This is a genomic window from Primorskyibacter sedentarius, assembly GCF_004342065.1.
In the GTDB taxonomy this organism is placed as follows: domain Bacteria; phylum Pseudomonadota; class Alphaproteobacteria; order Rhodobacterales; family Rhodobacteraceae; genus Primorskyibacter; species Primorskyibacter sedentarius.
The window spans coordinates 62,483-88,465 of the sequence record NZ_SLZU01000009.1 but is presented as its reverse complement, the minus strand read 5'-3'; the positions used below and the strand labels follow the sequence as shown (position 1 = coordinate 88,465).

Here is a 25,983-nt window from a genome sequence, read left to right as displayed (position 1 = left end):
AATGCTACACGTGGGATGCCACACGCATTCGGATCACGCAGACTTGCTGCCTTCTGGTGCCTCAGGCTGCGATGACTGGCAGCAGGCGTTCCACCAGGGCTGGCAGATCATCGTAATGGGCCAGCAGTTCCTCGGGTTCCAGATCGGCCACGGCATGGCCATCCGGCCCGAAAGTCACAAGGACACACGGCACGCCCGCCGCGCGAGCAGTTTCGCGGTCGGTCGACGTGTCCCCGATCAGGCAGCTTTGCGCCACGGACCCGCCTGCCTGCTCGACCGCGGCGATATAGGGGGCAGGATCGGGTTTGCGCACCGGCAGCGTGTCGGCGCCGATCATGGAGGCGAAAGCCCCCCGCACCCCCAGCCTCGTCAGCAGCGTTTCGGCAAGGCCTTCGGGCTTGTTGGTGCAGACCCCGACCCTGACGCCCGCATCGCGGAGCGCGGCCACGGCCTCCATCGCGCCGGGATAAAGCCGGGTATGCACGTCAATGGCGTCGCCGTAGGCACCAAGCAGATGCGGGTACCAGCGGTTGACCTCTGCATCCGACAGCGCCTCAAGCCGGGTAAGTCCAAGGGTCAGCATGGCGCGTCCGCCGTGAAAGGCGGTCGCAGCATCGGCCACCGGGTCCAGCACATCGCCAGCCCCCATCGCCCGAAAGCAATGGTTCGCCGCTGCGATCAGATCTGCGCTGGTATCCGCCAACGTTCCGTCAAGATCGAAAATCACTGTCCGCATTGCCTGCCCTTACCTGCAAAAACCTGTCACAACCCGCAATCAGACGTGATACCACACCGCTTGCAGTCCATCACCAGACCGATAAAACGGGCGCAACAAAATAACAAAGAGAAACCGCATGAGCATCGCACTTGTCATCCTTGCCGCAGGCAAAGGCACCCGCATGCAATCCGACCTGCCCAAGGTGTTGCACAAGCTGGCAGGCGCGCCGCTTCTGGCCCATGCCATGCAGTCGGGCGCCGCGCTGGACCCGCAGCACCGGGTGATTGTCGCCGGGCACGGCGCCGAGCAGGTGACTGCCGCAGCCAAAGACCATGACCCCGAAGTCGAGGTCGTTCTTCAGACCGAGCAACTGGGCACGGCCCATGCCGTGGCACAGGCCCGCCCGGCTCTTGACGGATTTGCCGGTGACGTGATCGTGCTTTACGGCGACACGCCCTTCATTTCGGAAGAGACCCTGCAACGGATGTGCGGCGCCCGCGCGCGCGCCGATGTGGTGGTGCTGGGCTTCGAAGCTGCCGATCCCGGTCGCTACGGCCGCCTTGTGACTGACGGTGATACGCTGGCCCGTATCGTCGAATACAAGGATGCAAGCGAGGCGGAACGCGCCATCTCCCTGTGCAATTCCGGCGTGGTCTGCGCCAATGCCGAAACGCTGTTCCAATTGATCGACGCGGTCGGCAATGACAATGCCAGCGGTGAATACTACCTGACAGATATCGTGGCCATCGCTCGCGAACGCGGGCTGAACGCAACGGCCGTCACCTGCGACGAGGCCGAAACGCTGGGGATCAACTCCCGCCCCGAACTTGCCGCGGCAGAGGTCGCCTTTCAGGCGCGCCGCCGTGCAGAGCTGCTGGAGGATGGCGTTGTCATGCAGGCGCCCGACACGGTGATCTTTGCCTATGACACGGTCATCGGAAATGGTGCCGAGGTAGAGCCCTATGTCGTCTTTGCCCCCGGCGTGACGGTGGAATCCGGCGCCCGCATCCGCGCGTTTTCGCATCTTGAGGGCGCCCATGTCAGCCAGGGCGCCATTGTCGGCCCCTATGCGCGGCTGCGTCCGGGCGCCGAACTCGACAATGATGTCCGCGTGGGCAATTTCGTCGAGGTCAAGAACGCCCATCTGCACGAAGGCGCCAAGGCCAACCACCTCAGCTATATCGGCGATGCCGATGTTGGCGCAGGGGCCAATCTTGGCGCAGGCACGATCACCTGCAACTATGACGGCGTGATGAAGCACCGGACTGACATCGGCGCCAAGGCCTTTATCGGGTCAAACACCATGCTGGTCGCCCCTGTCCGTGTCGGCAACGAGGCGATGACAGGCAGCGGATCCGTCATCACGCAGGATGTGCCCGACGGCGCGCTTGCGATCGCCCGCGCCGACCAGCAGACCAAACCGGGACTGGCGCGCAAGCTGGTGGAAATCCTGAAGGCGAAGAAGGCCAAACAGAAAAAAGAGGCGTGAGTTCATGTGTGGTATTGTTGGGGTTCTGGGCGACCATGAGGCCGCCCCGCTGCTTGTCGAGGCGCTGAAACGGCTGGAATACCGGGGCTATGACAGCGCCGGCATCGCCACCGTCAACGAAGGCGCGCTGGACCGGCGCCGCGCGGTCGGAAAGCTGGTCAACCTGTCGGATCTTCTTGTGCATGAACCGCTGGTCGGCAAGGCCGGGATCGGGCACACCCGCTGGGCCACGCATGGCGCACCGACTGAGATCAACGCCCACCCCCACCGCGCCGGCCCCGTTGCGGTCGTCCATAACGGGATCATTGAAAACTACCGCGAGCTGCGCGCCGAACTGGCCGAAAAAGGCATCAAATTCGCGACCGAGACCGACACCGAAACCGTCGCATTGATGACGCAGCACCATATGGCGCAGGGCAAATCCCCGGCAGAGGCTGCGACGGCCACGCTGAACCAGCTGCACGGCGCCTTCGCGCTGGTCTTCCTGTTCGAGGGCGAGGATGATCTGCTGATCGCGGCGCGAAAGGGGTCGCCGCTGGCAATCGGGCATGGCGACGGCGAAGTATTTGTCGGCTCAGACGCAATCGCCCTTGGGCCGCTGACCGACCGCATCACCTATCTTGATGAAGGCGACCGCGCGGTTCTGACACGCTCCAGCATCGAAATCCGGGACGAGGCAGGCAATCTGGTCAATCGCCCGGTCCGGAAAATCCATCAGGATGCCGCCCGCGTGGACAAGGGCGGCCACAAACACTTCATGGCCAAGGAAATCGCAGAGCAGCCCACCGTGCTGGCCGAGGCGATCCGGTCCTACCTGACGCCCGACGGCAAAGGCATCGCCCTGCCCGGTGACGGGATCGATTTCACAACTGTCGACCGCCTGACGATGGTGGCCTGCGGCACCGCATCCTATGCGTGCCTGACCGCGAAATACTGGTTCGAACAGTTTGCGCGTATCCCCGTGGATGTCGATATCGCGTCGGAATTCCGGTATCGCGAGCCGCCCATTCCGGCCCGCACCACGGCGCTTTTCGTCAGCCAGTCGGGCGAGACGGCCGACACGCTCGCCGCGTTGCGCTACTGTCACGAAAAGGCAGAGCGGATCGTCTCGGTCGTCAATGTCCCCGAAAGCTCCATCGCGCGGGAAAGCGATCTGGCGCTGCCGATCCATGCCGGTGTCGAGGTCGGCGTCGCCTCCACCAAGGCCTTTACCTGCCAATTGGTCGTTCTGCTGCTTCTGGCCCTGAAGGCGGCCACGGACCGGGGCGAGATGAGCGCTGACGAGCTTGCCGCACATCTGGCAGAGCTGCGCAGCCTGCCCGGCGTCCTGAATGCGGCCTTGGAGCGGGGCAAGGATGTCCGCAAGGTCGCCCGCAAACTGGCCGAGGCGCGTGACGTGCTGTTCCTGGGCCGGGGCCTGATGTTCCCGCTTGCCCTGGAAGGCGCCCTGAAGCTTAAGGAAATCAGCTATATACATGCCGAAGCTTATGCATCGGGTGAGCTGAAACACGGCCCCATTGCGCTGATCGACAAGACCGTGCCAGTGGTGGTCATGGCCCCGCGGGATGCGCTTTTCGACAAAACCGTGTCCAACATGCAAGAGGTCATGGCCCGCGGTGGCAAAGTGCTTTTGATCACGGATTCCGAGGGCGCGCAGGATGCGGGCGAAGGTGTGTGGCAGCAGATCATCCTGCCCAGCGTCGCGCCGATCCTGACCCCGATCCTTTACGCCCTGCCAGCGCAGCAGCTGGCCTATCATACCGCGATCGCGAAGGGCACCGATGTTGACCAGCCGCGCAATCTTGCGAAATCCGTGACGGTGGAATGACGCTGGACGACGCGCTCGACGCGCTGGAGGCGCAGGCCGATCCGGCCCGTGCCGAACAGATGGCTGCGTATCACAAGGCCCCCCGGCGCTATCTCGGGCTGCCCAACCCTGTGGTCAATGATCTGACGAAGGCGTGGCGGCAGGATCTGAGCGTAGAAGACCGCGTCGCCCTTGCCCACGCGCTGTGGCAGACCGACATCTTCGAGGCGCGGCTGGCTGCGGCCAAGCTGCTGACACAGGCCCGGATGCGCCCGGACGAGGCCGTGTGGGATCTTGTTTGCAGCTGGGTGCCGGATTTTGACAGCTGGGCCCTGGCGGATCACGTCTGTTCGGCTGGCGGGCGGCGTCTTCTGGCGGATCGTGCGCGGCTAGATACGGTCGAGACATGGACGCGAAGCGAGCACATGTGGACCCGCCGCGCGGCACTGGTGATCACCCTGCCCTGGACAAAGCAGAACCATCCTTCGCCTGATGATCTGGCGATCCGGGAGCGCGTGCTTGGCTGGGCGGCGGGCTATGTATCCGATCCGGACTGGTTCATCCAGAAGGCGGTCGCATGGTGGCTGCGTGACCTGTCGCGCCACGCGCCGGACCAGACCCGCGCTTTCCTTGCAGAGCATGGCAGCGGCATGAAGGCGTTTGCGCGGAAAGAAGCCGAAAGGCACCTGTCGCCCTGACAAAAGCCGCCTCGGAACCTGTCTGCTGGTTCGCGCACTGCACACGGTGCCAATCAGCATACCGATGGCTGGAACCAACACCTTGGCGGCATACGGCCCGACACCATTTCGCTGCGCTGCGTGGCGGCACCTTGCAGTCTGCCACCACGTAAAACGCACGAACTGGGGCCACAGCCGCTTGAATCAGGAACCGAAGACTTCGATTTCCGGCAGGTCGGTCAAGGGCGCCTCGATCAGCCGCATGGCGGATAGAGATATCTGGCTTCCGGCCCCTGCATCGGCGTCGAGCGGGATCAGATCCACCTGCGCCGATTTGCCGGAGCCGGGATAGACAACCCGCCCCTTGCGCGGCGCATTCACCAGTGGCGTTTTCAGCCAGAGACCGGGCTGCGTCGGATCACCAAGCGAGGCAACCGTCATTCCAATTTTCTGTTCGGTCCTGGCCGCAGGCACGGCGACGGCGGCGGCCTTTTCCTCGGCGCTCACCGTATCGAAAGCCTCGGCGGTGCGCGCATTCGCGGGCGGGCTGATCGCAGGGCGCGCTTGCGGCCTTGTCTGATCAGGCTTTGCCAGTACGACAGTCTCGGCAGTGGGTTGGGCTTCGCCAAACGGCGTTTCGCTACAGCCTGCAAGGGCCGCGACTGCAACGATCAGTAAAGGGGGCGCAATTCGTTTCATGACCGGAACGATAGGACCAACGTCGTGCAAGGTCCAGAGCGCGCAACCCTTGCAGGCGGGCCTCCGCAGAGTTACCTTCATTCTATGAAAACGCCCCTCATCGACCCGTTTCTGCGCCCCATCACCTACCTTCGGGTATCGGTCACCGACCGTTGTGATTTCCGTTGTGTCTACTGCATGTCGGAAAACATGACGTTCCTGCCGAAAAAAGAGCTTCTGACCTTGGAAGAGCTGGATCGGATGTGTTCGACCTTCATCGAGATGGGCGTTGAAAAGCTGCGCATCACCGGGGGCGAGCCTCTGGTGCGCAAGGGCATCATGACGTTCTTCAACGGCATGTCGCGGCATCTGGAAAGCGGTGCACTGCGCGAATTGACCCTGACAACCAACGGGTCACAGCTCGAACGCTTCGCGCAGCCGCTTTGGGATGCAGGCGTGCGGCGGGTGAACATCTCGCTCGATACGCTGGACGAGGGCAAGTTTGCCGAGATCACCCGCTGGGGCCGCCTGCCACAGGTGCTGCGCGGCATCGACGCGGCCCAAAAAGCAGGCATGCGCGTAAAAATAAACACAGTCGCCCTGAAAGGCTTCAACGAAGACGAATTGCTGACCCTCACCGAATGGTGCGCAGAACGCGATATGGACCTGACCTGGATCGAGGTCATGCCGATGGGGGATATCGGGAACGAAAACCGCCTTGGCCAGTATTGGGCCCTGTCGGACCTGCGCGAGACCCTGGGCAGCCATTACAGTCTGACCGATCTGGCAGAACGTTCCGGTGGGCCTGCGCGCTATGTGCAGCTGGAAGAATCCGGCCAAAAGGTCGGATTTATCACCCCGCTCAGCCACAATTTCTGCGAAAGCTGCAACCGGGTGCGTCTGACCTGCACTGGCGAATTGTTCATGTGCCTGGGTCAGGAAGACAATGCCGACCTGCGCGCGCCGTTGCGCAACCATCCGCATAGCGAAGACGCGCTGCGGGACGCGATCCGCGAGGCGATCTCGCACAAGCCCAAGGGCCATGATTTTGACTATTCCCGGCAGGCACTGGACGGCCAGATGTCACGCCACATGAGCCATACCGGCGGGTAATCCTGCCGGTGAACGCTGAGGGCTCCGCTGCCCGCAGACACGTTCCGGAAATCAAGGATGCCAGAATGTCAGGCCCATTCAGGGCCAAGGTCAGCGCGGGCGCGGTCGATCCAGTGGTCTTTCAGCCAGGCGCAAGGGCGCGAGTGCCGGATCCACGACCCTTTATAGCCGGTGACAGCCTCTGACATTTTTGGCCGTCCGTGGAAGCACACGACGCGGGCTTCGGGCGGCAGGACGGGGTCGCGCAGGTAATTGACTGGCGGAAGTCCAAGGCAGTCATACTTGAAACTGACGACCCATTCGCCCGGGATGTATTCAAAATCGCCGTTGTCCATCGCCTTGTGCGAGGTATAGCGCTGCTCTGAGCCGCGCGCCTTTTCGACCTCTGCATAGGGGTTGGCGGCAAGGTCATTGTAAAGATAGCCGTGCCGCGCCGGGTTGAAGCGGAAGACGGAACCATGCCCGGTGGGGCGCCCCTTGCGCTTTTCCGTCCAATCATGGCGCATCGAGATCTTGTCGGCGGGCATCTCCCAGATCGGGGTCAGGTCGCCGGTGATGACCACGTCCAGATCGAAGCCCAGAAACGGACCGTCAAGATCAGGCACAAGATCGGGGCGGAACAGCGAAACCTTGCGCATCGCACCTTGCCGGTTGGCGACGGCCAGTGCCGCGGCCATCGGCTCGGCATAGGGTTCGACAGGCAATGGCAGCACTTCGACATCCGGGTGCAGACCGTTGGTTTCTTCCGTCATGCAAAAGAAGCGCACTGGCTGAGACAGGTTACGACGCACGCCGGAATACAGCCGATTGACGTATTCCGGACCGAACAGCGTGCCCCATTTGATACAGATGATATTGGCGACCACGCGCGGGCCCTCCTGCGGCTTTGGGCGGGTGTTACCGTGGAATGACGGGCGGCGCCAGACCTGCGACAATGCTGCACCTGCGAAATAAATTGCGCAAACGCGGCATTTCCCGTATGACGTTAGCGCTAACTTATCAACTTTACTTGTCGAGGACCCATCGAATGACCAACACAATCACCGATGACGCCCAGATTGCAGAAGCCGCCTTCTACATCTGGCTTGAAGAGGGCCAGCCCGAAGGCCGCGCCCAAGAGCATTGGCATCAGGCCGTGGCCGCACTGACCGCGACCGCCAAACCGGCCAAGCGCAAGACCACCCGGACGAAAGTTGCCGCGAAACCTGCTGCGAAACCAGCGACCCGCGCGAAGGCAAAGCCGAAAGCTGCGGCCGCGGCAAAGGCCCCGGCCAAAGCGAAAACGGCTGCAAAGCCGCGCAAGACCAAAGCCAGCACCGGGGCGTGATTGCCTTGCCTGTTGCGGGGAACAAATGCCTTCCCCGCCCGGTCGACCCCAACGTGACGTAATGCCCGCGCCTATCAGGCTGCGGGCATTCGCTGTTCCACGATCTCTGCCCACCAGCTGCAACCGGCGGGGATAGCCTCGTCGTTGAAATTGTATTCGGGGTGGTGAACAGGTGCGGTGTCGCCATTGCCCACCAGAATATAGGCTCCGGGGCGTTCCTCCAGCATGAAGGCGAAATCCTCGCCCCCCATGACCAGCGGCGCCTCGTCACACTCACCCGCAACCGACCGCGCGACTTCGACGGCAAATTCGGTCTGCTCTTCGCTGTTTACCATGACCGGGTAGTTGCGGACGTAGTTGACGCGCGCGGTGGCCCCGAATGCCTCGGCCACGCTGGTGCATATGTTAGAGAGCCGCGCCTCGGCCAGGTCGCGCATCCGCGGGGACAGTGTCCTGACCGTCCCCTTCATGGCAACGCGCTGCGGAATGACGTTGAACGCCTTGGAGGAGCTTTCGATACTCGTGACAGAGACCACGATCTGATCAACCGGATCAGCGCTGCGACTGGCGATTGTCTGGATCGTGCTGATGATCTGTGCGGCACAGACCGTGCTGTCCACAGTTTCATGCGGCTTTGCAGCGTGACCGCCTTTGCCCTCGACCTCGATCTCGAAAACATCCGTGGCTGCGAAAAAGGGGCCGGGACGAATGGCAAATTTGCCAAGCGGCTGGCCGGGCCAGTTATGCATGCCGTAGACTTCCTGGATACCCCAACGCTCCATCAGACCGTCTTCACACATGGCGCGCCCCCCGGCACCGCCCTCTTCGGCGGGCTGAAAAATTATCACGACCTTACCGTCGAAATTGCGCGTCTCTGCCAGATATTTAGCGGCCCCCAGCAGCATCGCGGTGTGGCCGTCATGGCCGCAGGCATGCATCGCATCCGGCGTCTTTGAGGCATAGTCCACGCCCGTCTGTTCCTGTATCGGCAGCGCGTCCATATCCGCGCGCAAGCCAATCACCTTGCCGGACCCGTTCGCCTTGCCGTTGATCACAGCGACAACACCGGTGCGGCCGATGCCTTCGACAACCTCGTCACAGCCGAACGCCCGCAGCTTGCCCGCAACGATGCCCGCCGTCCGCTGGACGTCATACATGAGTTCGGGATGTTCATGGAAATCCCGGCGCCATTCGGTGATTTCGGCCGCCATTTCGGCAAAGCGGTTCTTGATCGGCATTTCAGCCCTCCTTCAAACGGGTCAACAGGCGGCGCATGAAATCATGGCCCGCCTCGAACTGGTCAACGGTGATGTATTCGTCAGGCTGATGCGCCTGTGCGATGTTGCCGGGGCCGCAGATCACGGCGGAATATCCGGCATTCTGGAAATGCCCGGCCTCGGTGCCATAGCTGACGACATGGGTGCCATTGTCGCCGGTAAGCATGCGGACCAGTGCTTCGGCCTCGCCATTCTCTTCGGGTTGCAGGCCCGGCACTTCAAACCGTTCTTCAACCTCGATTCGGGTGTCGGGATGGACGGCCTGCATCTCCGCTTCGACTTCGGCCACGCGGCCAAGGTAAGCAGCCTTCCAGTCAGACAGGGTTTCGCCCGGTACGACCCGGAAATCCATGCCCAGCCAACAATCCTTTGCGGTGATGTTATGCGCCGTCCCGCCGGTGATCTGACCCACGTGGCAGGTGGTCCAGGGCGGATCGAACAGCCCCCCGATGGTCGAGGGCGTGCGGGCGCGGTTCTCGGCATTGCGGTCATTGGCCCACGTGATCAGCTTGGCCGCTTCCATGTTCGCATTGACGCCCGTATGCATCAGCGAGCTGTGCACCTCGAAGCCAATGACATGGGTGTGAAACCCCTGCCCGCCCTTGTGCCCGGTCACGACCTGCATGGTGGAAGGCTCTCCGATGATGGCGGCACTGGCCTTTGGCAGCTTGGCAGCCATCGCCTCGATCAGCGGGGGCGCACCGGCGCAGCCGATTTCCTCGTCATAGCTGAGTGCGATCTGCAGGGGCCGCGCGATGCCCGCATGATGTGCTTCGACCAGCGCCCAGATGGCGAGCGCGTCGAACCCTTTCATATCGGTGCAACCGCGCCCGTAGAGACGCCCGTCGCGTTCGGTCACGACCCAGGGATCAGAGGTCCACGGCTGACCATCGACTGGCACCACATCCGTGTGGCCCGACAGGACCACGCCACCTTCGACCTCGGGGCCGACATGGGCGAAGAGCGCGGCCTTCGTGCCATCCTCGTTCACGTGACGGAAACAGGTTATGCCCTGCCCGGTCAGGTAGTCATCGACCCAGTCGACAAGGTCGAGGTTGCTGTCCCGGCTGACTGTGGGAAAGCCAACCAACCGGTCCATGATCGCCCGCGGCGACAGTCTTTCGGGCATGTATCCTCTCAGTACCCGCTATCCGATGTCAGCACCAGGTGACCCCCACCAAGATCGGCATAAACCGAGGGGCCGGGTTCGTGGCCGACAGGGTGGATCGGAGACGGGATGGGTTTGAAATTCAGTTCATGTTCAGACTTGCGGCGGTGCGGGTCGGCGACGGGCACCGCTTTCATCAGCGCTTTCGTATAGGGGTGCTGCGGATTTTCAAACACCGCAGCGCGAGGGCCGATTTCGACGATACGGCCAAGATACATCACGCCCACATTATGGCTGACGCGTTCGACCACCGCCATATCATGACTGATAAAAAGGTATGAAAGTCCAAGATCCGCCTGAAGCTCCATCATCAGGTTCAGAACCTGCGCCTGAACCGACACATCCAGCGCCGAGACAGCCTCGTCCGCGACGATAAGCTTGGGGTTGAGCGCAAGGGCGCGTGCGATGGCGACGCGCTGACGCTGCCCACCGGACAGCTCGTGCGGATAGCGCCGCAGGAAACTGCGCGGCAGTTCGACACGGTCAAACAGCATCTCGACCCGCGCCCGCATCTCTGCGCCCGTATGCGTGCCGAAGTTGCGCATCGGCTCGGCAACCTGATCTGCCAGCGACATCTGGGGATTGAGGCTGGCGAACGGGTCCTGAAAGATCATCTGCATGTCCAGCCGCGCCCTGCGCAGCTGCGGCGGGCTCAGCGCGACAATGTCCTTGCCGCCCAGCTCGATCCGGCCCGACAGCGGCTCGACCAGCCGCAAGATCGAACGCCCCGCCGAGGATTTGCCGCAGCCGCTTTCCCCCACAAGGCTAAGCGTCTGACCGCGTTTGAGATCGAATGATACGTCCTCGACTGCGTGGACATTGGCGATGTGACGGCGAAAGAAGCCCCCCTTGACGGGAAAGCGCGTGGTCAGCCCTTTGACGTGCAACAGCACGTCGTCACCCCCCTTGATCGGCTCCACACCGTCGCGGGCGACGCCCAGCAGGCGCATCGGCTCTGGATATTGCGTGCCGCGCATCTCGCCCAGTTTCGGGACAGCCGCCAGCAGCGCCTTGGTATAGTCGTGCTGCGGGTTCTCGAAAATCTCCTCGACCGTGCCTTCCTCGACCTTGTTGCCGCGGAACATGACAACGACCCGGTCGGCCATCTGTGCCACCACGGCCATGTCATGGGTGATGAACATCACCGCCGTGCCGGTTTCGCGTTTCAGCCGGTCCATCAAAGCAAGAATTTCGGCCTGAATGGTCACGTCGAGCGCGGTTGTCGGCTCGTCCGCGATCAGCAGTCGCGGCCTGCATGCCAGCGCCATTGCGATGACGACACGCTGGCGCATACCGCCGGACAGCTCATGCGGATACTGCTTCAGCCGCCGCTCTGGTTCGGGAATGCGCACCTGCTGCATCAGCTCCAGCGCCGCGGCCTCTGCCTCTGCCTTGGTCATCTCCTTGTGCAGACGCAACCCTTCGGTCAGCTGCCTGCCGACGGTGAAGACGGGGTTAAGCGCAGTCATCGGCTCCTGGAAGATCATCCCGATCTCGTTGCCGCGTATCTTGCGCATATGCTTCTGATCGGTCTGCGCCAGGTCAATCTCCTGACCGTCGCGGCGGTCAAAAAGAAGGCGCCCCCCCGCAATTGTGCCGCCGCCATATTCCACCAGCCGCATCAGCGACAGCGAGGACACGGATTTCCCCGAACCCGATTCCCCGACGACACAGACAGTCTCTCCGGGCGCTATGTCAAAAGACACATCTTTCACCCCGACAACGGGGCCATCCTTGGTCTCGAAAGTGACCCTCAGATTTTCGATCCGGGCGATCGGATGATCAAGCATGCGCGCGTGTCTCCGGCTTGTGCAGTGTCGGACGCTAACGACATGCAAGCGGTCGTGTCAAATCCCCACAGGCTTTTGCCGTATCGAAGCCTTGCAATTTCGTGAAAGTCTGCTTCGATAGGGCTCATGAGGGGTCCAAACCGGTTTCAGAGTCCAGATTGTCGGGGTCGGTGCCCTGTTTTCCCGTAACCGGGTCAAAGGCGGCCTCCAATAAAAAGTCCAACTCGGAGTTAAGAAATGACACTTAAATCTCTCCTGCTCGGTGCAGCGGCATCAACCGTTCTGTCACCGATGGCCATGGCCGAGCGTGGCTCGGATGGCCATGTGGGCATCATCTACTGGCAAGCCCCGTCTTCGCTTAATCCCTACCTCTCTGGCGGCACCAAGGAAATCGAAGCTGCCTCGCTGATGCTGGAGCCGCTGATCCGCTTCGATCCGACCGGCAAGCTGGTGCCTTTCCTGGCCGAAGAGGTGCCAACGGTGGAAAATGGCGGCGTCAGCGCCGACCTGACCTCGCTGACCTACACGCTGAAAGAGGGGCTGCTGTGGTCTGACGGGACGCCGCTGACCACTGCCGACGTGGCCTTTACCGCTGAATATTGCATGCATCCCGAAGGCGGCTGCGCGCAGTCGCACAAATATGACAGCGTCAAGGAAATCGAAGTCGTCGATGACCGCACCGTCGTGGTGCATTTCAAGGAACCGCAGCCCTATCCCTATTCGACCTTCGTGGGCAACCAGGCGCCCATCATCCAGAAAGCCCAGTTCGCAGAATGCCTTGGCGCGCGCGCACCGGAATGCACCGATGCGAATTTCGGCCCGATCGGCACAGGTCCGTTCGTGGTGACGGATTTCCGGCCCAATGATGTCATCCAGCTGGAAGCGAACCCGAATTACCGCGATCCGGACAAGCCTGCTTTCGCGACGATGACTTTCAAAGGGGGCGGCGACGCGACGGCTGCGGGCCGCGCAGTGCTGGAAACCGGCGAATTCGACTATGCCTGGAACCTGCAGCTGGCACCTGACGTGCTGGCCAACATGGAAGCTGGCGGCAAGGGCAAACTGGTCTCCGCCTTCGGCACGCTTGTCGAACGCATCGAAATGAACATGACCGACCCCTCGCCCGACCTGTCGCGCGAGATCCGCGCCACCCGGGAGGCCCCGCACCCGATCCTGACCGACCTGGCCGTCCGCAAAGCACTCTCCATGGCCATCGACCGCGATCTGCTGGTTGAAATCGGCTACGGGCAGGCGGGACGTCCGACTTGCAACCTGGTGCCCGGCCCCGAAGTTTACGCCTCTGACAACACTGACTGCCTGACGCAGGACGTCGAGGGTGCCAAAGCCCTGCTGGAAGAGGCAGGCTGGGTTGATTCCGACGGCGACGGCGTGCGCGATAAGGATGGCAAGAAGCTGTCGCTTCTGTTCCAGACGTCGACCAATGCTGTGCGGCAGGACTTTCAGGCGCTGATCAAGCAGTGGTGGTCCGACATCGGGGTCGAGACCGAGCTGCGCAATATCGACGCGTCGATCTTCTTTGGTGGCGACGCGGGCAGCGACGACACGTTCCAGAAGTTCTATGCCGATGTCGAGATGTACGCCAACAACTTCGACGGCACCGACCCACAGGCTTACCTCGCACGGTATCGCTGCGGCACAGAGCCCAGCCCCTCCAGCCAGTGGCAGGGCACGAATATCAACCGCTTCTGCGATCCCGAATATGACGCGATGATCGACGAGCTTGCAAAGACCGCCGACCTCGATAAGCGGTCCGAGCTGGCCAAGAAGATGAATGATGTCCTGACCAAGGACACCTACACCGTCGTTCCACTGGTCGACCGTGGCCGTGTCTCGGCGCATTCTCTCAGCCTTGGCGGCGTCGCACTGAACACTTGGGATTCCGAGATCTGGAATGCTGCGGACTGGTTCCGCATCAAGTGATCCGTCGTTCGGGGCGGGCCTTCGGGCCCGTTCCGGCGCGGAAAAGCCGCAGTGTCCTGGCACCCCAGGGCCTGCGGCCGATCTTCCTCAACCGCCTCCCCTTTAAGACTGACCTGCAAAGGCGCCGTGCATGCTGACCTTCACGATCCGACGATTGGTCCTCTCCATCCCGACGCTTTTGTTCATCAGCCTCGTCATTTTCCTTTTGCTCAACCTCGCGCCCGGTGATCCGATGGCGAACGTCCCGATCACCGTTCCGGACGAGGTCAAGCAGCGCATGCGCGAAGCCTTGGGGCTGGGCGAAAGCGTATATGTCCGCTTCTACAAATGGATGGTGCAGTTTTTCTGGATCGAACCGCAGGTGCTGATAGACCACTATTTCGGCACGACGTTTTCAGAAGGCAAGCTGCGCGTCATCAGCTGGCAGACCCGCTCGCCTGTGATGGATATCGTCGTGCAGCGCCTGCCGCAGACGCTCTGGGTGGTGGGGATGAGCTATGTGGTGGGCGTGTTGATCGCCCTTCCCATCGGGATCATCTCTGCCTACCGGCAATATTCCGTGTTTGATCAGGTAGGCACATTCATCTCCATGCTGGGATTTTCAGTGCCAACCTTCTTCACCGGCGTTCTGCTGATCGTGATCTTTTCGGTTAAACTCGGCTGGTTTCCATCGATCTATGACACCACCCTTGTCGTGAACTCGTGGGAGACGTTTCTGGCTCAGCTGCGCCAGATGGTGATGCCCGTCTTCGTCTTGGCGCTGTATAACGCGTCGCAAATCAGCCGCTTCATGCGCGCGTCCATGCTGGACAATCTCAATCAGGACTATGTTCGCACCGCACGCGCCAAGGGGCTGTCGGAAAAGGTCGTGGTGCTGGTGCATGTCCTGCGCAACTCGATGATCCCGGTGGTCACGGTGATTGCGCTGGGGGTGCCGCAGGTGTTTGGCGGCGCCATCATTACAGAACAGGTGTTCAAGGTGAACGGAATTGGCCAGTTGCTGATCACCTCGCTTCAGGCCAATGATCTGCCCATGGTGCAGACACTGACCTTCATCTTCGCCTTGCTCATCGTGCTCTTCAACCTGATCGCCGATGTCCTCTACGGTGTTCTTGACCCGAGGATTCGCTATGACTGAACCGACAGAAAAGGTCATTCCCGGCTCTGGCGGCGCGACGCCCGCAGGTGCCCTGACAGAGCCGGTGCCGGTTGCACCGGTCCGCAGCAAATGGCGCGACGTCTGGGACCAGTTCAAAATTCACAAGGGCGCGGTGCTGGGCGGGATCGTGTTCCTGCTGATCGTGCTTTCGGTATTTCTTGGCCCGCTTCTGTGGTCCATCGACCCAAGCTATATCGACATCCGGGCGCGCAATCAGGGACCATCGCTGGCACATCCCTTTGGCACTGACCAGCTTGGCCGGGACACGCTGGCGCGGATGATGGCGGGCGGTCAGACATCGGTCTTCGTGGGCATCACCGCAATGGCGCTGTCCTTGCTGCTGGGCACGCTTATCGGCGTATTGGCGGGTTTCTTCCGAAAGCTAGACGGCATCCTGATGCGGCTCACAGATCTGTTTCTGGCCCTGCCCCTGCTGCCTTTGCTGCTGGTCATGGTCATGCTGTTCCGCGCGCCGCTAAGCGCGGCGTTCGGCCCCGAGACAGGCATTTTCATCCTTATCGTCACGGCAATCGGCCTGACAAGCTGGATGCCCACGGCGCGTATCGTTCGTGGCGACGTGCTGACATTGAAAGAGCGTGAATTCGTACTGGCCGCGCGGTCCATCGGGACGAACAATACCAAGATGATCACGCGGCATATCCTGCCCAACGTGATCTCGCCGATCATGGTCTCGGCGACCCTCGGGATTGCCAACGCGATCATTACCGAAAGCGCCCTGTCCTTCCTTGGGCTCGGATTTCCTCCGGACTTTCCGACCTGGGGGCGGTTGCTCTTTGACTCCGTCGATTACCTTCAGCAATATCCCGAACGCGTGATGTGGCCCGGAGTGGCGATTTCCCTTACCGTTCTCAGCGTGAACTATCTGGGCGACGGGTTGCGGGATGCGCTGGATCCCCGCATCAGGGGGCGCTGAAGCAAGCCTGCCTGAAAAAGGTCTCACTTCCCGGCTGACCCCGCCAAATCGGGTATCGGGTCTGGCATCTTGGCAGGCGCATGGGACATTCGCCCGCAGCTGACTGCTTTCTGGAACAACATTCCGAAATACGCACATGTCTGGCACAAAAATGTCTTGATTCTGGCTTGGAACTGGCGCAAAGGCGAACAGTTTTCCAATTGGAGGCCGCGCCATGTTCGAAACTTTCGGCTTTGAAGAAACCACCGCCAAACAGGCCAGTGTTGTTCTGGCTCTGGCCCTCGGGCTGCTTTTCGGCGTGCTCGCAGAGCGCACGAAATTCTGTTTCCGCCGGAGCCTTGTCGGTGAAGACCGGCGCGAGGCATTGGGCGTCTGGCTGACGGCACTCGGCGTCGCCGTGATGGGTACGCAGGCCGCCGTGGCCTTCGGCTTGATCAGTTTCGAAGGTCACCGTTTCATGGCAGCCGACCTGCCATGGCTCGCGATCATCGCGGGCGGCGCGATGTTCGGCGCGGGCATGGTGCTGACGCGCGGCTGCGTGTCGCGGCTGACCGTTCTGACAGGGTCAGGCAACCTGCGTGCCTTGCTTGTGCTCGTCGTCTTTGCCGTGGTTGCCCATGCAACCTTGAAAGGTGTGCTGGCCCCTGTTCGCACGACGCTTGGCGCGGTCACCCTGCCCTTGGGCGACACGGTCAGCCTGTCGGGTCTGCCCGGCGGGGCCTTGCTGTGGTCTGCGATCATCGGATTGGGCGCGCTGGCCTACGGGTTGCGATCGGGCAACCGCCCGGTGACATTGGTGCTGGCTGTCCTGATCGGGCTGCTCGTCCCGGCCGCATGGGTCGGTACCGGATTTGTCCTGCTGGACGAGTTCGACCCGATTGCGATGGAAAGCCTCTCCTTCACCTCCCCCTCTGCCGACAGCCTGTTCTGGCTGGTGGCCTCCACCTCCATCCCTGCAGGGTTTGGTGTGGGGCTTCTGGGGGGTGTCCTTGCAGGGGCGCTGCTGTCCTCGCTGACCTTCCGCAGCTTTCGCTGGCAAAGCTTTGCGACCCCCGCCGAGACCGGGCGCTACCTTGCAGGGGCCGCGCTGATGGGCGTGGGCGGCGTGTTGGCTGGCGGCTGTACCGTGGGTGCGGGCATGTCTGGCGTGCCGACGCTGTCCATCGCCGCACTGCTGGCCATCGCGGCGATTGCAGCGGGCGCGCTGGCAACCAACGCGGCCCTGCGCAGCGTCACTCCATCCGGGCGCGGATCCGCCGTATCGCCAGCCACACCATCACGACAACCGGCAGAGTGACAATTGCCAGCAACATCCCCTTGCTCAGGCCGATGACCTCGGCAAGGGGGTAAAGCAGGTAGCCCGCAAGCGACACGGCGTAATAGCTGATCGCCACGACGGACAGGCCTTCGACCGTTTCCTGCAGGCGCAGCTGCATGTCGGCACGCTTGTCCATGCTTTCCAGAAGCTTCTGGTTCTGCGCCGAGCGTTCCACCTCCACCCGCGTGCGCAGCAGGTCTCCGGCACGGATCGCCCGGTCGGCCATCGCCTCCAGCCGTCTTTCGCTGGCCTTGACCGTGCGCATCGCAGGATCGTAGCGGCGCATCATGAACTCGGCAAAGGTCTGACGGCCACGAAAGCGTTTCTCGCGCAGAACCTCGATCCGTTGACCGACAATCGCCTCGTAAGCGCCGGTTGCCCCGAAGCGAAACGAGGACTGCGCGGACAGCGCCTCCAGCTCGGCAGAGACGCGGAGCAGCCCGCCAAGCGTCATTTCGGACGGATCATCGCCAGAGGTCATCTGCACCATCAATTCCGAAAGCTCGGCGTCGATCCCGCTCATCCTCGGCCCCAGGTCGCGGACGCGTGCAAAACCCAGCATCGACATGGTCTTGTATGTCTCGATCTCGCAGAGCCGCTGGACAACCCGCCCGATGCGACGCTCGCCTGTATCGTTGCGAACAAAGGCGGAAAACCGGGAATGGCCCGCCGTATCGATGCGGAAATCCCCGGCAATCACCACTTCGCCATCCAGAACTTCGCTGACCGCCAGGCTTTCGGGGACGAACCAGTCATCGACCTTTGCCGCAATCTGGTCATCCTCCGGGCGCGGCTCTACGTGGATCATCGCGGATGTCATGCGAACACCCGGCGCCTTGTCCAGCCAGTCTTTTGGGAAAACGTCGAAATCCGCGGGGTCAAAGGGGCGCTGCGCGTAGCCGCTCAGAAACACCGTGTAGGTCACGAATTCCGTATGGCTTTCCCATTTTATCGCATGCTTTCCGATCTCGCCCGAATAATGCGTGGCGCCGGGTTGGGGATGGGCCGCGCCATAGCGATCCAGAAGGTTGGTCAGATGCGCCAGGTCCGCATCCCGGTCGCGCGAGGCAGCATCGCTGGGCTGCTTGACGGCAAGGAACACGGCACGGCACGGCGCCGACAAGATGGGAAAGGGCCTTGCGTGCAGTTCATTGGCCAGACGATAGCGCAAGTCATGGTCGGCGATAGGCATTGGCAAGGCGTGTCCCATTCACAAAGTCCATTTCCGCATAGGCGGGGCGAAGCCAAGTGTAAACAAAAATATTCAATTAATTCCGTATGTTACAGGAATACCAAGGTATACAAACCGCCCGGGTCGCAAATGGAGACGCTTTCATGCGCATTTCCAATGGCATAGCGTCACACCGCCCGGGCAAGCGGTTTGCTGCGTTTTCAGGCAGGTTGCCACAGCTCTACCGGATTGCCTTCGGGGTCATGTATCCGGGCAAAACGCCCCACCTCGGGGCTGTCCCATTCGGGACGGGTTTCAACCGTGATCCCGGCACGTTTCAGCTGCTGGATCATGCCTTCCAGATCGTCGACACGGAAATTCAGCATCCATTGCTGGCCAGAACGGCTGAAATAGTCTGTATCCGCGGGAAATGGAGCAAAGACGGTGTAGCCTTCGCTTTGCTGCCATGGCTTGTCGGTCACCGGGTCCACGCCCAGATGCTGGCTGTACCATTGCGAAAGTTTCGCGGGGTCGTCCGCGCGGAAGAACACCCCGCCAATGCCATTGACCTTGTGCATGTTCGCCTCCCTGCTGTGACCCCAGTCTACACCAGAATTGCCGCGCCCCAAAGGGCAAGCCCATGCGCCAGAAACGAAAAGCCCCGCCGTTTGGGGCGGGGCTTCGCGATTGCTTTGTTCAGGCCGGAGGCTTAGCTGATCTTGCCCAGCAGCGCGTTGATGCTGTCCTTGGCATCGCCATAGAACATGCGCGTGTTCTCTTTGAAGAACAGCGGGTTCTCGATACCGGAATAGCCGGTGCCCTGCCCGCGCTTGGACACAAAGACCTGCTTGGCCTTCCAGCATTCCAGCACCGGCATACCGGCGATGGGGCTGTTGGGATCGTCCTGCGCGGCCGGGTTCACGATGTCGTTCGACCCGATCACGATGGCGACGTCCGTATCGGGGAAGTCGTCATTGATCTCGTCCATCTCCAGCACGATGTCATAAGGCACCTTCGCTTCGGCCAGCAGAACGTTCATGTGCCCCGGCAGACGGCCCGCCACGGGGTGAATGGCGAAACGGACGTTCTTGCCCTTGTCGCGCAGACGCTTTGTCAGCTCTGACACGGCTTGCTGGGCCTGCGCCACCGCCATCCCGTAGCCGGGGATGATGATGATGTTGTCGGCCTCGTCCAGCGCTGCGGCAACGCCATCGGCGTCAATCGCAACCTGTTCGCCTTCAACCGCCATTTGCTCGCCCGCAGGGCCGCCAAAGCCGCCCAGAATGACCGAGATGAAGGACCGGTTCATCGCTTTGCACATGATGTAAGACAGGATCGCACCGGAGGAGCCGACCAGCGCGCCAACCACGATCAGCAGATCGTTGCCAAGGCTGAAACCAATCGCCGCCGCCGCCCAGCCGGAATAGCTGTTCAGCATCGACACAACCACCGGCATGTCGGCGCCGCCAATGCCCATGATCAGGTGATACCCGATGAAAAGCGCGCAAAGCGTCATCAGGAAGAGCGGGAAGAACCCGCCCGTGCCCATATACCAGAAAAGGCACAGGACAGAGACGACCGCCGCCGCGATGTTCAGCATGTGACCACCGGGCAGTTTCTTCGCCACGCTGGTGACCTTGCCCGCCAGCTTGCCAAACGCCACGACCGAGCCGGTGAAGGTGATCGCACCGATCAGGATGCCAAGGAACAGTTCAACCCGCAGGATGCCCTGCTCGACGCCGTCCTTCTTGGCGATCAGCGCCGCGAAACCTTCGAGGCCCTTGCGCGCGGTTTCGTCCATCGCCAGCACGCGGCCCAGTTCGAAATGTGCGTTGAAGCCGACAAAGACCGCTGCCAGCCCGACAAGGCTGTGCATGGCCGCGACAAGCTGCGGCATCTCTGTCATCTCGACCCGTTTGGCCACGATCCAGCCGATGGTGCCGCCCGCCGCGATCAGGATCAGCGACAAGAGCCACAGGCCCGAGCCCGGTCCGATCAGCGTGGCAAAGACCGCAAGGCCCATGCCGACGATGCCGTACCAAACCGCGCGTTTCGCGCTTTCCTGTCCCGAAAGCCCCCCGAGAGAGAGGATGAAAAGGACAGCCGCGACCACGTAAGCCGCTGTAGTAAATCCGAATTCCATTACACTGCCCCCTTACGACTTCTGGAACATGGCGAGCATGCGCCGTGTCACCATGAAACCGCCGAATATGTTGATACCGGCCATGAAGACCGACAACGCGGCCAGCAGGATCACGAGGAAGGACCCCGATCCGATCTGCATCAGCGCGCCAAGAATGATGATCGACGAGATCGCGTTCGTCACCGCCATCAGCGGTGTGTGCAGCGAATGCGCCACGCCCCAGATCACCTGGAAGCCGACGAAAACGGCCAGTACGAAAACAATGAAGTGCTGCATGAAGCTTGCAGGCGCCACCAGCCCGACTGCCAGAAGCAGACCGCCACCCACGGCAAGCAGGGTCACCTGTTGCTTAGTCTGAGCCTTGAAGGCGGCAACTTCGTTCGCGCGCTTTTCTTCCGCGGTCAGCTCTTTTGGCTTTTCTTTCTTCTGCGCGGCGATCGCCTTCACTTTCGGCGGCGGCGGCGGGAAGGTCACCTCGGAGGCGTGGGCGATGGTTGCCCCGCGGATCACGTCATCCTCCATGTTATGTACCGGCTTGCCGTCCTTTTCAGGCGTCAGGTCGGTCATCATGTGACGGATGTTGGTGGCGTAAAGCGTCGAGGATTGCGTCGCCATCCGGCTGGGGAAGTCGGTGTAGCCGATGATGGTTACGCCGTTATCGGTGACGATTTTCTCGTCCGGAACGGTCAGCTTGCAGTTGCCGCCACGCTCTGCCGCAAGGTCAACGATGACCGACCCGGGCTTCATCGCCTTGACCATATCTTCGGTCCACAGCTCTGGCGCTTCGCGGTTGGGGATCAGCGCCGTGGTGATGACGATATCCATGTCGGGCGCCAGTTCGCGGAACTTGGCAAGCTGGGCTGCGGCGAATTCAGGCGAGGATACGGCGGCGTAGCCACCGGTCGCGGCACCGTCCTGCTGTTCTTCCTCGAAGTCGAGGTAGACGAACTCGGCGCCCATCGATTCGACCTGCTCTGCCACTTCGGGCCGCACGTCAAAGGCGTAGGTGATCGCACCCAGCGAGGTGGACGTGCCGATGGCTGCAAGACCCGCAACGCCTGCGCCGACAACCAGAACCTTGGCCGGGGGCACCTTGCCCGCCGCCGTGATCTGGCCCGTGAAGAAGCGGCCAAAATTGTTGCCTGCTTCGATCACCGCGCGATAACCCGCGATATTGGCCATCGAGGACAGCGCGTCCATCTTCTGCGCCCGGCTGATCCGCGGCACCATATCCATTGCGATGACGCTGGCACCCTTGGAGGCACACAGATCCATCAGCTCTTTGTTGGAGGCCGGATAGAAGAAGGAAATCAGTGTCTTGTCAGCCGTCAGCCGATTGGCTTCGGCATCGCTTGGCGGGCGCACCTTGGCGATGATGTCGGCCTCGGCCCACAGCGCATCGGCGGTATCGACCACCGTCACCCCGGCAGCTTCATATGTCGCGTCCGAAAATCCGGCAGCAGCGCCGGCCCCGGATTCCACCAGGCATTCATACCCCAGCTTTTGCAGCTGGAGCGCCGAGTCCGGGGTCATCGCGACCCTGTTCTCGCCGTCGAACACTTCCTTTGGCGTTCCTATCTTCAAGTTCCTGTCCCCCTTGCGTCAGAACGGGCAATTTCCCTAGCGGCAATGCCACCTCTTGGTTGGTCTATAGTGCTGACCTACCCACGACAAGCGCAGCGCCTGCCGATCCATGCTGCTACACAGCATAAAAAAGTTGGAAGTTACACCCACCTTCTGACTTGTTGCGCATATCGTGCGAATTGCGCAACGAACTTTCGTCGCAAACGCGCTTCTTCAGGCAGAATGAAGCGGTTTTCGATCACCCAGACGAAGGTCGGAACCAGCGCAAGCGCCGGTACAGCGTCCCAATAAAGGATCATCCCGGCAAGGATCATCGAATCGCCAAGGTAGATCGGATTGCGGGTTCTGCTGAAAATGCCGGTGGTCACCAACGCGTCCGGAATGCGATGCGGCACCACGGTTGTGCGCTTTGATCGCATCTCGTGGATGGCCAGCGCCATCAGGAGCAGCCCGCCCCCGACCAGAAGCCCGCCCAGCAGATCGGCCCAGACCGGCCCAAAGCTCAGCCCCATCGGCAGATACGTGCGTTGCACCCAGGCCAACACCAGCGCGCCCGCCAGCCAGACCGGCGGCATATCAAGCCATTTCATCATCTTCTCTCCGACGCAGATGGCGGTTGCCCGTGGGCTGCGCGCCTATTCCCATTCCATTTCTTCAAAGACACGGCCCGCGTTCTTCGTCGCCAGTTCCTCGAACGTATCAAGATGCGCCCAGTTGGATTGATCCACGTAATAGGCGCCTGCCAGATCCCCGCCATCCTCGATATGTGCGCCCACTTTTGCGCGCAGATCGACAAGGTAATCATGGGTGTAGCGCGTGACCTGTGCAAGGTTCGTCGGGTGGCCATGGCCGGGGATCAGATAGGTCGGGTTCATGGGGGCAAGCGCGGTCTCCCATGTCTCTATCCAGCATGAAGTGCAGGTGTCGGCAAAAATCGGCGGCATACGTTCGTGAAACGCGATGTCCCCGGCAATCATGATCTCCCATTGCGGGATCCACACCTGTGTATCGCCGGGCCCGTGCGCCGGGCCAAGATGCAGCACCTCCAGCACCACTTCGCCCATTTCGATCACTTCGCGATCTTCGAAGCTGCGGTTTGGCACAGCGACACGCGTGCCTTCGGCCTTGTCACGGTTATAGCGTTGCATACCTTGCAGGATGAAGTCGCCGTTTTCCTCGATCTCGTGGATGGCATCGGCATGGGCCAGGATATCGACGCCCTGATCGGCCCAGTAAGAGTTGCCCAGCATGGCGTGACCCTGCCCGTTTTCGTTGATGACGAGACGCACAGGCTGATCCGTCACGGCGCGGATTTCGTCATGCAGGGCGGCAGCCAGCCGCGAGCTTGCCCCGCCATTGACCACAACAACGCCGTCACCCGTAATGATAAAGCTGAGGTTGTTGTTGTGGCCCGCGTTTTCATAGGTCGGCGGCGCCGTCGCCCCGATGGCAGAGAAGACATGCGGGATGACCTCGACCGGTTTCGAATAAAGCTCTGACTGCGGGTACTGGTCGGTAATATCCTCGCTCGCCAATGCGGCCTGTGCCAGCACTGCAACCAGCGCGCTTGTAAGAATGGATTTCATGCGACTCCTCCTCCGGCTTCCATAGTCAAATTCACAGATGTGAATGCGTAAGTAAAGCGGTCCCTTGTCACTGCCCTCTGCTGGGATAGTCTGCGCGTGAATTGGGAGGACGCGCATGACACTTGCAGGCAAACACGCACTCGTCACCGGAGGCGGCACCGGCATCGGGCTGGCCATTGCCCGTGCATTGGCCGATCAGGGCGCCACGGTCACCATCACCGGCCGCCGCCGCGAAGTTCTGCAAGAGGTGGCAAACGGCATCCTGCATCCGCTGGAGATGGATGTGCGGGATGAAGCTTCGGTTGTGGATGGGATCGCGAGCGCTGTTGCTGCGCGCGGCCCCGTTCAGATCTGTGTGCCCAATGCCGGGATCGCCGAGGGGCGCGCCCTGCACAAGACCGATCTGGCCTTCTGGCGTGACATGATGGTCACCAATCTTGACGGGGCGTTCCTGACCATTCGGGAATGCCTGACATCGATGCACCAGACCGATTGGGGGCGTGTGATCGCAATCTCTTCCATCGCGGGGGTGCGCGGCCTGAAAGGCGCCCCAACCTATACCGCGTCAAAACATGGCTTGATCGGGCTGATCCGTGGCCTCGCCGCCGATTACCTAGGCAAGCCCTACACGTTCAACGCACTTTGCCCCGCTTACGTCGACACAGATATCGTCCCGCAGAATATTGGCCGCATCATGGCTCGCACCGGCATGTCGAAAGAGGACGCCGTAAAAATCGTGGTCGGGGCCAATCCGCATGGCCGCCTGATCGCCCCTCAGGAGGTGGCCGAGGCAGCGCTTTGGCTTTGCGGTGCAAATTCCGGCAGCATCAACGGCCAGGCCATCCAGATTGCCGGAGGTGAGATGTGACTGATTTCGCCGCAACCCGCGCGCAGTTCGTTCTGCCAGAGGGCGTAATCTATCTTGACGGCAACTCGCTGGGCCCGTTGCCAAAGGCTGCGGCGGACAGGGTGGCGCGGACGGTCAGGGACGAATGGGGCGAGATGCTCATCACCGGTTGGAACCGCGCGGGCTGGATGGCGCAGCCCTCGGTTCTGGGTGACCGTATCGGGGCGATGCTTGGCGCGCCCGCGGGCAGCGTGGTGCTGGGCGATACGCTCTCCGTGAAGGTCTATCAGGCGCTTGCCGCCGCGTTGCAGATGCGCCCTGACCGCAAGGTGATCCTGTCGGACAGTGGCAATTTCCCATCGGATCTTTACATGGCGCAGGGTCTTGTCGCCGGTTTGGGCAAGGGTCACGAATTGCGCGTCGTCGCGCCGGAAGAAGTGGCAGACGCCATCGACGAAGATGTCGCCGCGCTGATGATCACCGAGGTCGATTACCGCACCGGGCGACGCCACGACATGCCCGCGCTCACCGCCAAGGCACATGCGATGGGCGCGCTGGCGATCTGGGATCTGGCGCATTCCGCAGGCGCCGTGCCGGTCGATCTGACAGAGGGCAAGGCCGATTTTGCCTGTGGCTGTACCTACAAGTTTCTGAACGGTGGCCCCGGCGCCCCGGCCTTCATCTATGTCGCCCCCGAACATCTGGACAGAGCGCAACCTGCCCTGTCAGGCTGGCTGGGGCACGAGGCGCCCTTTGCCTTTGATCCTGATTACCGTCCCGGCCGGGGGATCGAACGGATGCGCGTCGGCACGCCTTCGGTGTTGCAGATGGCCGCGCTGGAGGCCGCGCTTGATATCTGGGACGGGGTGGAAATGGCCTCCCTGCGAAAGGCGGCACTGGCGCTGGGGGATCTGTTCATCGCAGAGATGCGCGCCCGTCGCCCGGAGCTGAGGCTCGCCACGCCCGAGGCCCACGCGATGCGCGGCTCGCAGATCAGCTTTCATCACCCGCAGGGCTATGCGGTGATGCAGGCGCTGATCGCACGCGGCGTGATCGGAGACTTTCGCGCGCCCGATATCCTGCGCTTCGGCATCACGCCGCTCTACACGACAGAGGATGACATCCGCACCGCGGCAAGGACCCTGTCGGAGATCCTTGACCAGACGCTGTGGGACCGGCCCGAATATCACAAGCGCGCGGCGGTGACCTGAGCGCTCGACGTTCAGGACCGTCCGCTTCGCCAAGGCGAGGGGCAG

Annotated in this window: 23 protein-coding genes; 11 read left to right on the top strand and 12 right to left on the bottom strand. The window is 61.8% G+C overall.

Going from position 1 to position 25,983, the window contains the following annotated elements; translation table 11 throughout:
• Nucleotides 1-61 precede the first annotated feature (61 nt).
• Nucleotides 62-736, bottom strand: a complete 675-nt coding sequence (locus tag EDD52_RS13225) for an HAD-IA family hydrolase (RefSeq protein ID WP_132245711.1) — start codon at nt 734-736, stop codon at nt 62-64.
• Between the two features lie 118 nt (nt 737-854).
• On the opposite strand from EDD52_RS13225, the gene glmU reads away from it, so the two are divergent.
• Genes glmU through EDD52_RS13210 form a run of 3 tightly spaced genes read left to right on the top strand, consistent with a single transcriptional unit; the run spans nt 855 to nt 4,712 of the window.
• The gene (gene glmU, locus EDD52_RS13220; RefSeq protein WP_132245709.1) at nt 855-2,207 is read left to right on the top strand and encodes a bifunctional UDP-N-acetylglucosamine diphosphorylase/glucosamine-1-phosphate N-acetyltransferase GlmU; all 1,353 of its coding nucleotides are present in this window, start codon (nt 855-857) and stop codon (nt 2,205-2,207) included.
• Between the two features lie 4 nt (nt 2,208-2,211).
• Nucleotides 2,212-4,035, top strand: a complete 1,824-nt coding sequence (gene glmS, locus EDD52_RS13215; protein ID WP_132245707.1) for a glutamine--fructose-6-phosphate transaminase (isomerizing) — start codon at nt 2,212-2,214, stop codon at nt 4,033-4,035.
• The gene (locus tag EDD52_RS13210) at nt 4,032-4,712 is read left to right on the top strand and encodes a DNA alkylation repair protein (RefSeq protein ID WP_132245705.1); all 681 of its coding nucleotides are present in this window, start codon (nt 4,032-4,034) and stop codon (nt 4,710-4,712) included. Before glmS ends, EDD52_RS13210 begins: the two co-directional genes overlap by 4 nt.
• Before the next feature lie 183 nt (nt 4,713-4,895).
• On the opposite strand, the gene EDD52_RS13205 is transcribed toward EDD52_RS13210, so the two are convergent.
• Nucleotides 4,896-5,471 carry a hypothetical protein gene (locus tag EDD52_RS13205; RefSeq protein WP_243651933.1) on the bottom strand — a complete coding sequence of 192 codons (576 nt, stop codon included), beginning with the start codon at nt 5,469-5,471 and terminating at the stop codon, nt 4,896-4,898.
• A 3-nt stretch (nt 5,472-5,474) separates the two neighbouring features.
• Between EDD52_RS13205 and moaA the strand changes: the two genes are divergently transcribed.
• The gene (moaA, locus tag EDD52_RS13200; RefSeq protein WP_132245701.1) at nt 5,475-6,482 is read left to right on the top strand and encodes a GTP 3',8-cyclase MoaA; all 1,008 of its coding nucleotides are present in this window, start codon (nt 5,475-5,477) and stop codon (nt 6,480-6,482) included.
• A 68-nt stretch (nt 6,483-6,550) separates the two neighbouring features.
• Here the strand turns inward: moaA and EDD52_RS13195 are convergent, their stop codons facing one another.
• Nucleotides 6,551-7,348, bottom strand: a complete 798-nt coding sequence (locus EDD52_RS13195) for a glycosyl transferase (protein ID WP_132245699.1) — start codon at nt 7,346-7,348, stop codon at nt 6,551-6,553.
• Nucleotides 7,349-7,509: 161 nt separating this feature from the next.
• On the opposite strand from EDD52_RS13195, the gene EDD52_RS13190 reads away from it, so the two are divergent.
• Nucleotides 7,510-7,809, top strand: coding sequence for a DUF2934 domain-containing protein (locus EDD52_RS13190; RefSeq protein ID WP_132245697.1), 300 nt, complete (start codon nt 7,510-7,512; stop codon nt 7,807-7,809).
• 74 nt (nt 7,810-7,883) lie between these two features.
• On the opposite strand, the gene EDD52_RS13185 is transcribed toward EDD52_RS13190, so the two are convergent.
• From EDD52_RS13185 to EDD52_RS13175, 3 genes are read right to left on the bottom strand one after another with little or no spacing between them, the layout of a single operon-like run.
• Nucleotides 7,884-9,047 (bottom strand): M20 aminoacylase family protein, encoded by a 1,164-nt coding sequence (locus EDD52_RS13185; RefSeq protein ID WP_132245695.1) that lies wholly within the window; start codon nt 9,045-9,047, stop codon nt 7,884-7,886.
• Between the two features lies 1 nt (nt 9,048).
• Entirely contained in the window at nt 9,049-10,215 is a 1,167-nt protein-coding gene (argE, locus tag EDD52_RS13180; protein ID WP_132245693.1) for an acetylornithine deacetylase, read from the bottom strand.
• Nucleotides 10,216-10,223: 8 nt separating this feature from the next.
• Nucleotides 10,224-12,044, bottom strand: coding sequence for an ABC transporter ATP-binding protein (locus EDD52_RS13175; RefSeq protein WP_132245691.1), 1,821 nt, complete (start codon nt 12,042-12,044; stop codon nt 10,224-10,226).
• A gap of 237 nt (nt 12,045-12,281) precedes the next feature.
• Between EDD52_RS13175 and EDD52_RS13170 the strand changes: the two genes are divergently transcribed.
• The 4 genes from EDD52_RS13170 (at nt 12,282) to EDD52_RS13155 (ending at nt 17,375) form a co-directional block, all read left to right on the top strand.
• Complete coding sequence (locus EDD52_RS13170) at nt 12,282-13,985, top strand: peptide ABC transporter substrate-binding protein (protein WP_132245689.1); 1,704 nt, start codon at nt 12,282-12,284, stop codon at nt 13,983-13,985.
• A 130-nt stretch (nt 13,986-14,115) separates the two neighbouring features.
• Entirely contained in the window at nt 14,116-15,123 is a 1,008-nt protein-coding gene (locus tag EDD52_RS13165) for an ABC transporter permease (protein WP_132245687.1), read from the top strand.
• A complete protein-coding gene (locus EDD52_RS13160; RefSeq protein WP_132245685.1) occupies nt 15,116-16,078 on the top strand; it encodes an ABC transporter permease in 963 nt (320 codons plus the stop codon). The genes EDD52_RS13165 and EDD52_RS13160 overlap by 8 nt, the downstream gene beginning before the upstream one ends.
• A gap of 214 nt (nt 16,079-16,292) precedes the next feature.
• Nucleotides 16,293-17,375 carry a YeeE/YedE family protein gene (locus EDD52_RS13155; protein ID WP_132245683.1) on the top strand — a complete coding sequence of 361 codons (1,083 nt, stop codon included), beginning with the start codon at nt 16,293-16,295 and terminating at the stop codon, nt 17,373-17,375.
• On the opposite strand, the gene EDD52_RS13150 is transcribed toward EDD52_RS13155, so the two are convergent.
• From EDD52_RS13150 to EDD52_RS13125, 6 genes are all read right to left on the bottom strand, one after another.
• Nucleotides 17,311-18,588, bottom strand: coding sequence for a DUF3422 family protein (locus EDD52_RS13150; RefSeq protein WP_424449915.1), 1,278 nt, complete (start codon nt 18,586-18,588; stop codon nt 17,311-17,313). The two genes, EDD52_RS13155 and EDD52_RS13150, sit on opposite strands and share 65 nt — an antisense overlap.
• 200 nt (nt 18,589-18,788) lie before the next feature.
• A complete protein-coding gene (locus EDD52_RS13145; protein ID WP_132245681.1) occupies nt 18,789-19,145 on the bottom strand; it encodes a VOC family protein in 357 nt (118 codons plus the stop codon).
• A 131-nt stretch (nt 19,146-19,276) separates the two neighbouring features.
• Nucleotides 19,277-20,710: an NAD(P)(+) transhydrogenase (Re/Si-specific) subunit beta gene (locus EDD52_RS13140; RefSeq protein ID WP_132245679.1), complete on the bottom strand. Its 1,434-nt coding sequence runs from the start codon at nt 20,708-20,710 to the stop codon at nt 19,277-19,279.
• 12 nt (nt 20,711-20,722) lie between these two features.
• Nucleotides 20,723-22,294: a Re/Si-specific NAD(P)(+) transhydrogenase subunit alpha gene (locus tag EDD52_RS13135; protein ID WP_132245677.1), complete on the bottom strand. Its 1,572-nt coding sequence runs from the start codon at nt 22,292-22,294 to the stop codon at nt 20,723-20,725.
• 140 nt (nt 22,295-22,434) lie between these two features.
• A complete protein-coding gene (locus EDD52_RS13130; protein ID WP_132245675.1) occupies nt 22,435-22,887 on the bottom strand; it encodes a methyltransferase family protein in 453 nt (150 codons plus the stop codon).
• Nucleotides 22,888-22,929: 42 nt separating this feature from the next.
• The gene (locus EDD52_RS13125) at nt 22,930-23,880 is read right to left on the bottom strand and encodes an MBL fold metallo-hydrolase (protein WP_132245673.1); all 951 of its coding nucleotides are present in this window, start codon (nt 23,878-23,880) and stop codon (nt 22,930-22,932) included.
• A 115-nt stretch (nt 23,881-23,995) separates the two neighbouring features.
• Here EDD52_RS13125 and EDD52_RS13120 point away from each other — a divergent pair, with 115 nt between their 5' ends.
• Together EDD52_RS13120 and kynU are read left to right on the top strand one after the other, a co-directional pair.
• Nucleotides 23,996-24,748: an SDR family NAD(P)-dependent oxidoreductase gene (locus EDD52_RS13120; RefSeq protein ID WP_132245671.1), complete on the top strand. Its 753-nt coding sequence runs from the start codon at nt 23,996-23,998 to the stop codon at nt 24,746-24,748.
• On the top strand, nt 24,745-25,938 hold the full coding sequence (gene kynU, locus EDD52_RS13115) for a kynureninase (RefSeq protein WP_132245669.1): 1,194 nt from the start codon (nt 24,745-24,747) through the stop codon (nt 25,936-25,938). Before EDD52_RS13120 ends, kynU begins: the two co-directional genes overlap by 4 nt.
• Nucleotides 25,939-25,983 lie beyond the last annotated feature (45 nt).

Coding starts and splice junctions, on each gene's coding strand:
- EDD52_RS13165 (WP_132245687.1), top strand. CDS start 14,116: ATGCTGACCTTCACGATCCGACGATTGGTCCTCTCCATCCCGACGCTT.
- EDD52_RS13210 (WP_132245705.1), top strand. CDS start 4,032: ATGACGCTGGACGACGCGCTCGACGCGCTGGAGGCGCAGGCCGATCCG.
- EDD52_RS13205 (WP_243651933.1), bottom strand. CDS start 5,471: ATGAAGGTAACTCTGCGGAGGCCCGCCTGCAAGGGTTGCGCGCTCTGG.
- EDD52_RS13190 (WP_132245697.1), top strand. CDS start 7,510: ATGACCAACACAATCACCGATGACGCCCAGATTGCAGAAGCCGCCTTC.
- glmU (WP_132245709.1), top strand. CDS start 855: ATGAGCATCGCACTTGTCATCCTTGCCGCAGGCAAAGGCACCCGCATG.
- moaA (WP_132245701.1), top strand. CDS start 5,475: ATGAAAACGCCCCTCATCGACCCGTTTCTGCGCCCCATCACCTACCTT.
- EDD52_RS13155 (WP_132245683.1), top strand. CDS start 16,293: ATGTTCGAAACTTTCGGCTTTGAAGAAACCACCGCCAAACAGGCCAGT.
- argE (WP_132245693.1), bottom strand. CDS start 10,215: ATGCCCGAAAGACTGTCGCCGCGGGCGATCATGGACCGGTTGGTTGGC.
- glmS (WP_132245707.1), top strand. CDS start 2,212: ATGTGTGGTATTGTTGGGGTTCTGGGCGACCATGAGGCCGCCCCGCTG.
- EDD52_RS13225 (WP_132245711.1), bottom strand. CDS start 736: ATGCGGACAGTGATTTTCGATCTTGACGGAACGTTGGCGGATACCAGC.
- EDD52_RS13140 (WP_132245679.1), bottom strand. CDS start 20,710: ATGGAATTCGGATTTACTACAGCGGCTTACGTGGTCGCGGCTGTCCTT.
- EDD52_RS13125 (WP_132245673.1), bottom strand. CDS start 23,880: ATGAAATCCATTCTTACAAGCGCGCTGGTTGCAGTGCTGGCACAGGCC.
- EDD52_RS13160 (WP_132245685.1), top strand. CDS start 15,116: ATGACTGAACCGACAGAAAAGGTCATTCCCGGCTCTGGCGGCGCGACG.
- EDD52_RS13170 (WP_132245689.1), top strand. CDS start 12,282: ATGACACTTAAATCTCTCCTGCTCGGTGCAGCGGCATCAACCGTTCTG.
- EDD52_RS13145 (WP_132245681.1), bottom strand. CDS start 19,145: ATGCACAAGGTCAATGGCATTGGCGGGGTGTTCTTCCGCGCGGACGAC.
- EDD52_RS13120 (WP_132245671.1), top strand. CDS start 23,996: ATGACACTTGCAGGCAAACACGCACTCGTCACCGGAGGCGGCACCGGC.
- EDD52_RS13175 (WP_132245691.1), bottom strand. CDS start 12,044: ATGCTTGATCATCCGATCGCCCGGATCGAAAATCTGAGGGTCACTTTC.
- EDD52_RS13185 (WP_132245695.1), bottom strand. CDS start 9,047: ATGCCGATCAAGAACCGCTTTGCCGAAATGGCGGCCGAAATCACCGAA.
- EDD52_RS13130 (WP_132245675.1), bottom strand. CDS start 22,887: ATGATGAAATGGCTTGATATGCCGCCGGTCTGGCTGGCGGGCGCGCTG.
- EDD52_RS13150 (WP_424449915.1), bottom strand. CDS start 18,588: ATGCCTATCGCCGACCATGACTTGCGCTATCGTCTGGCCAATGAACTG.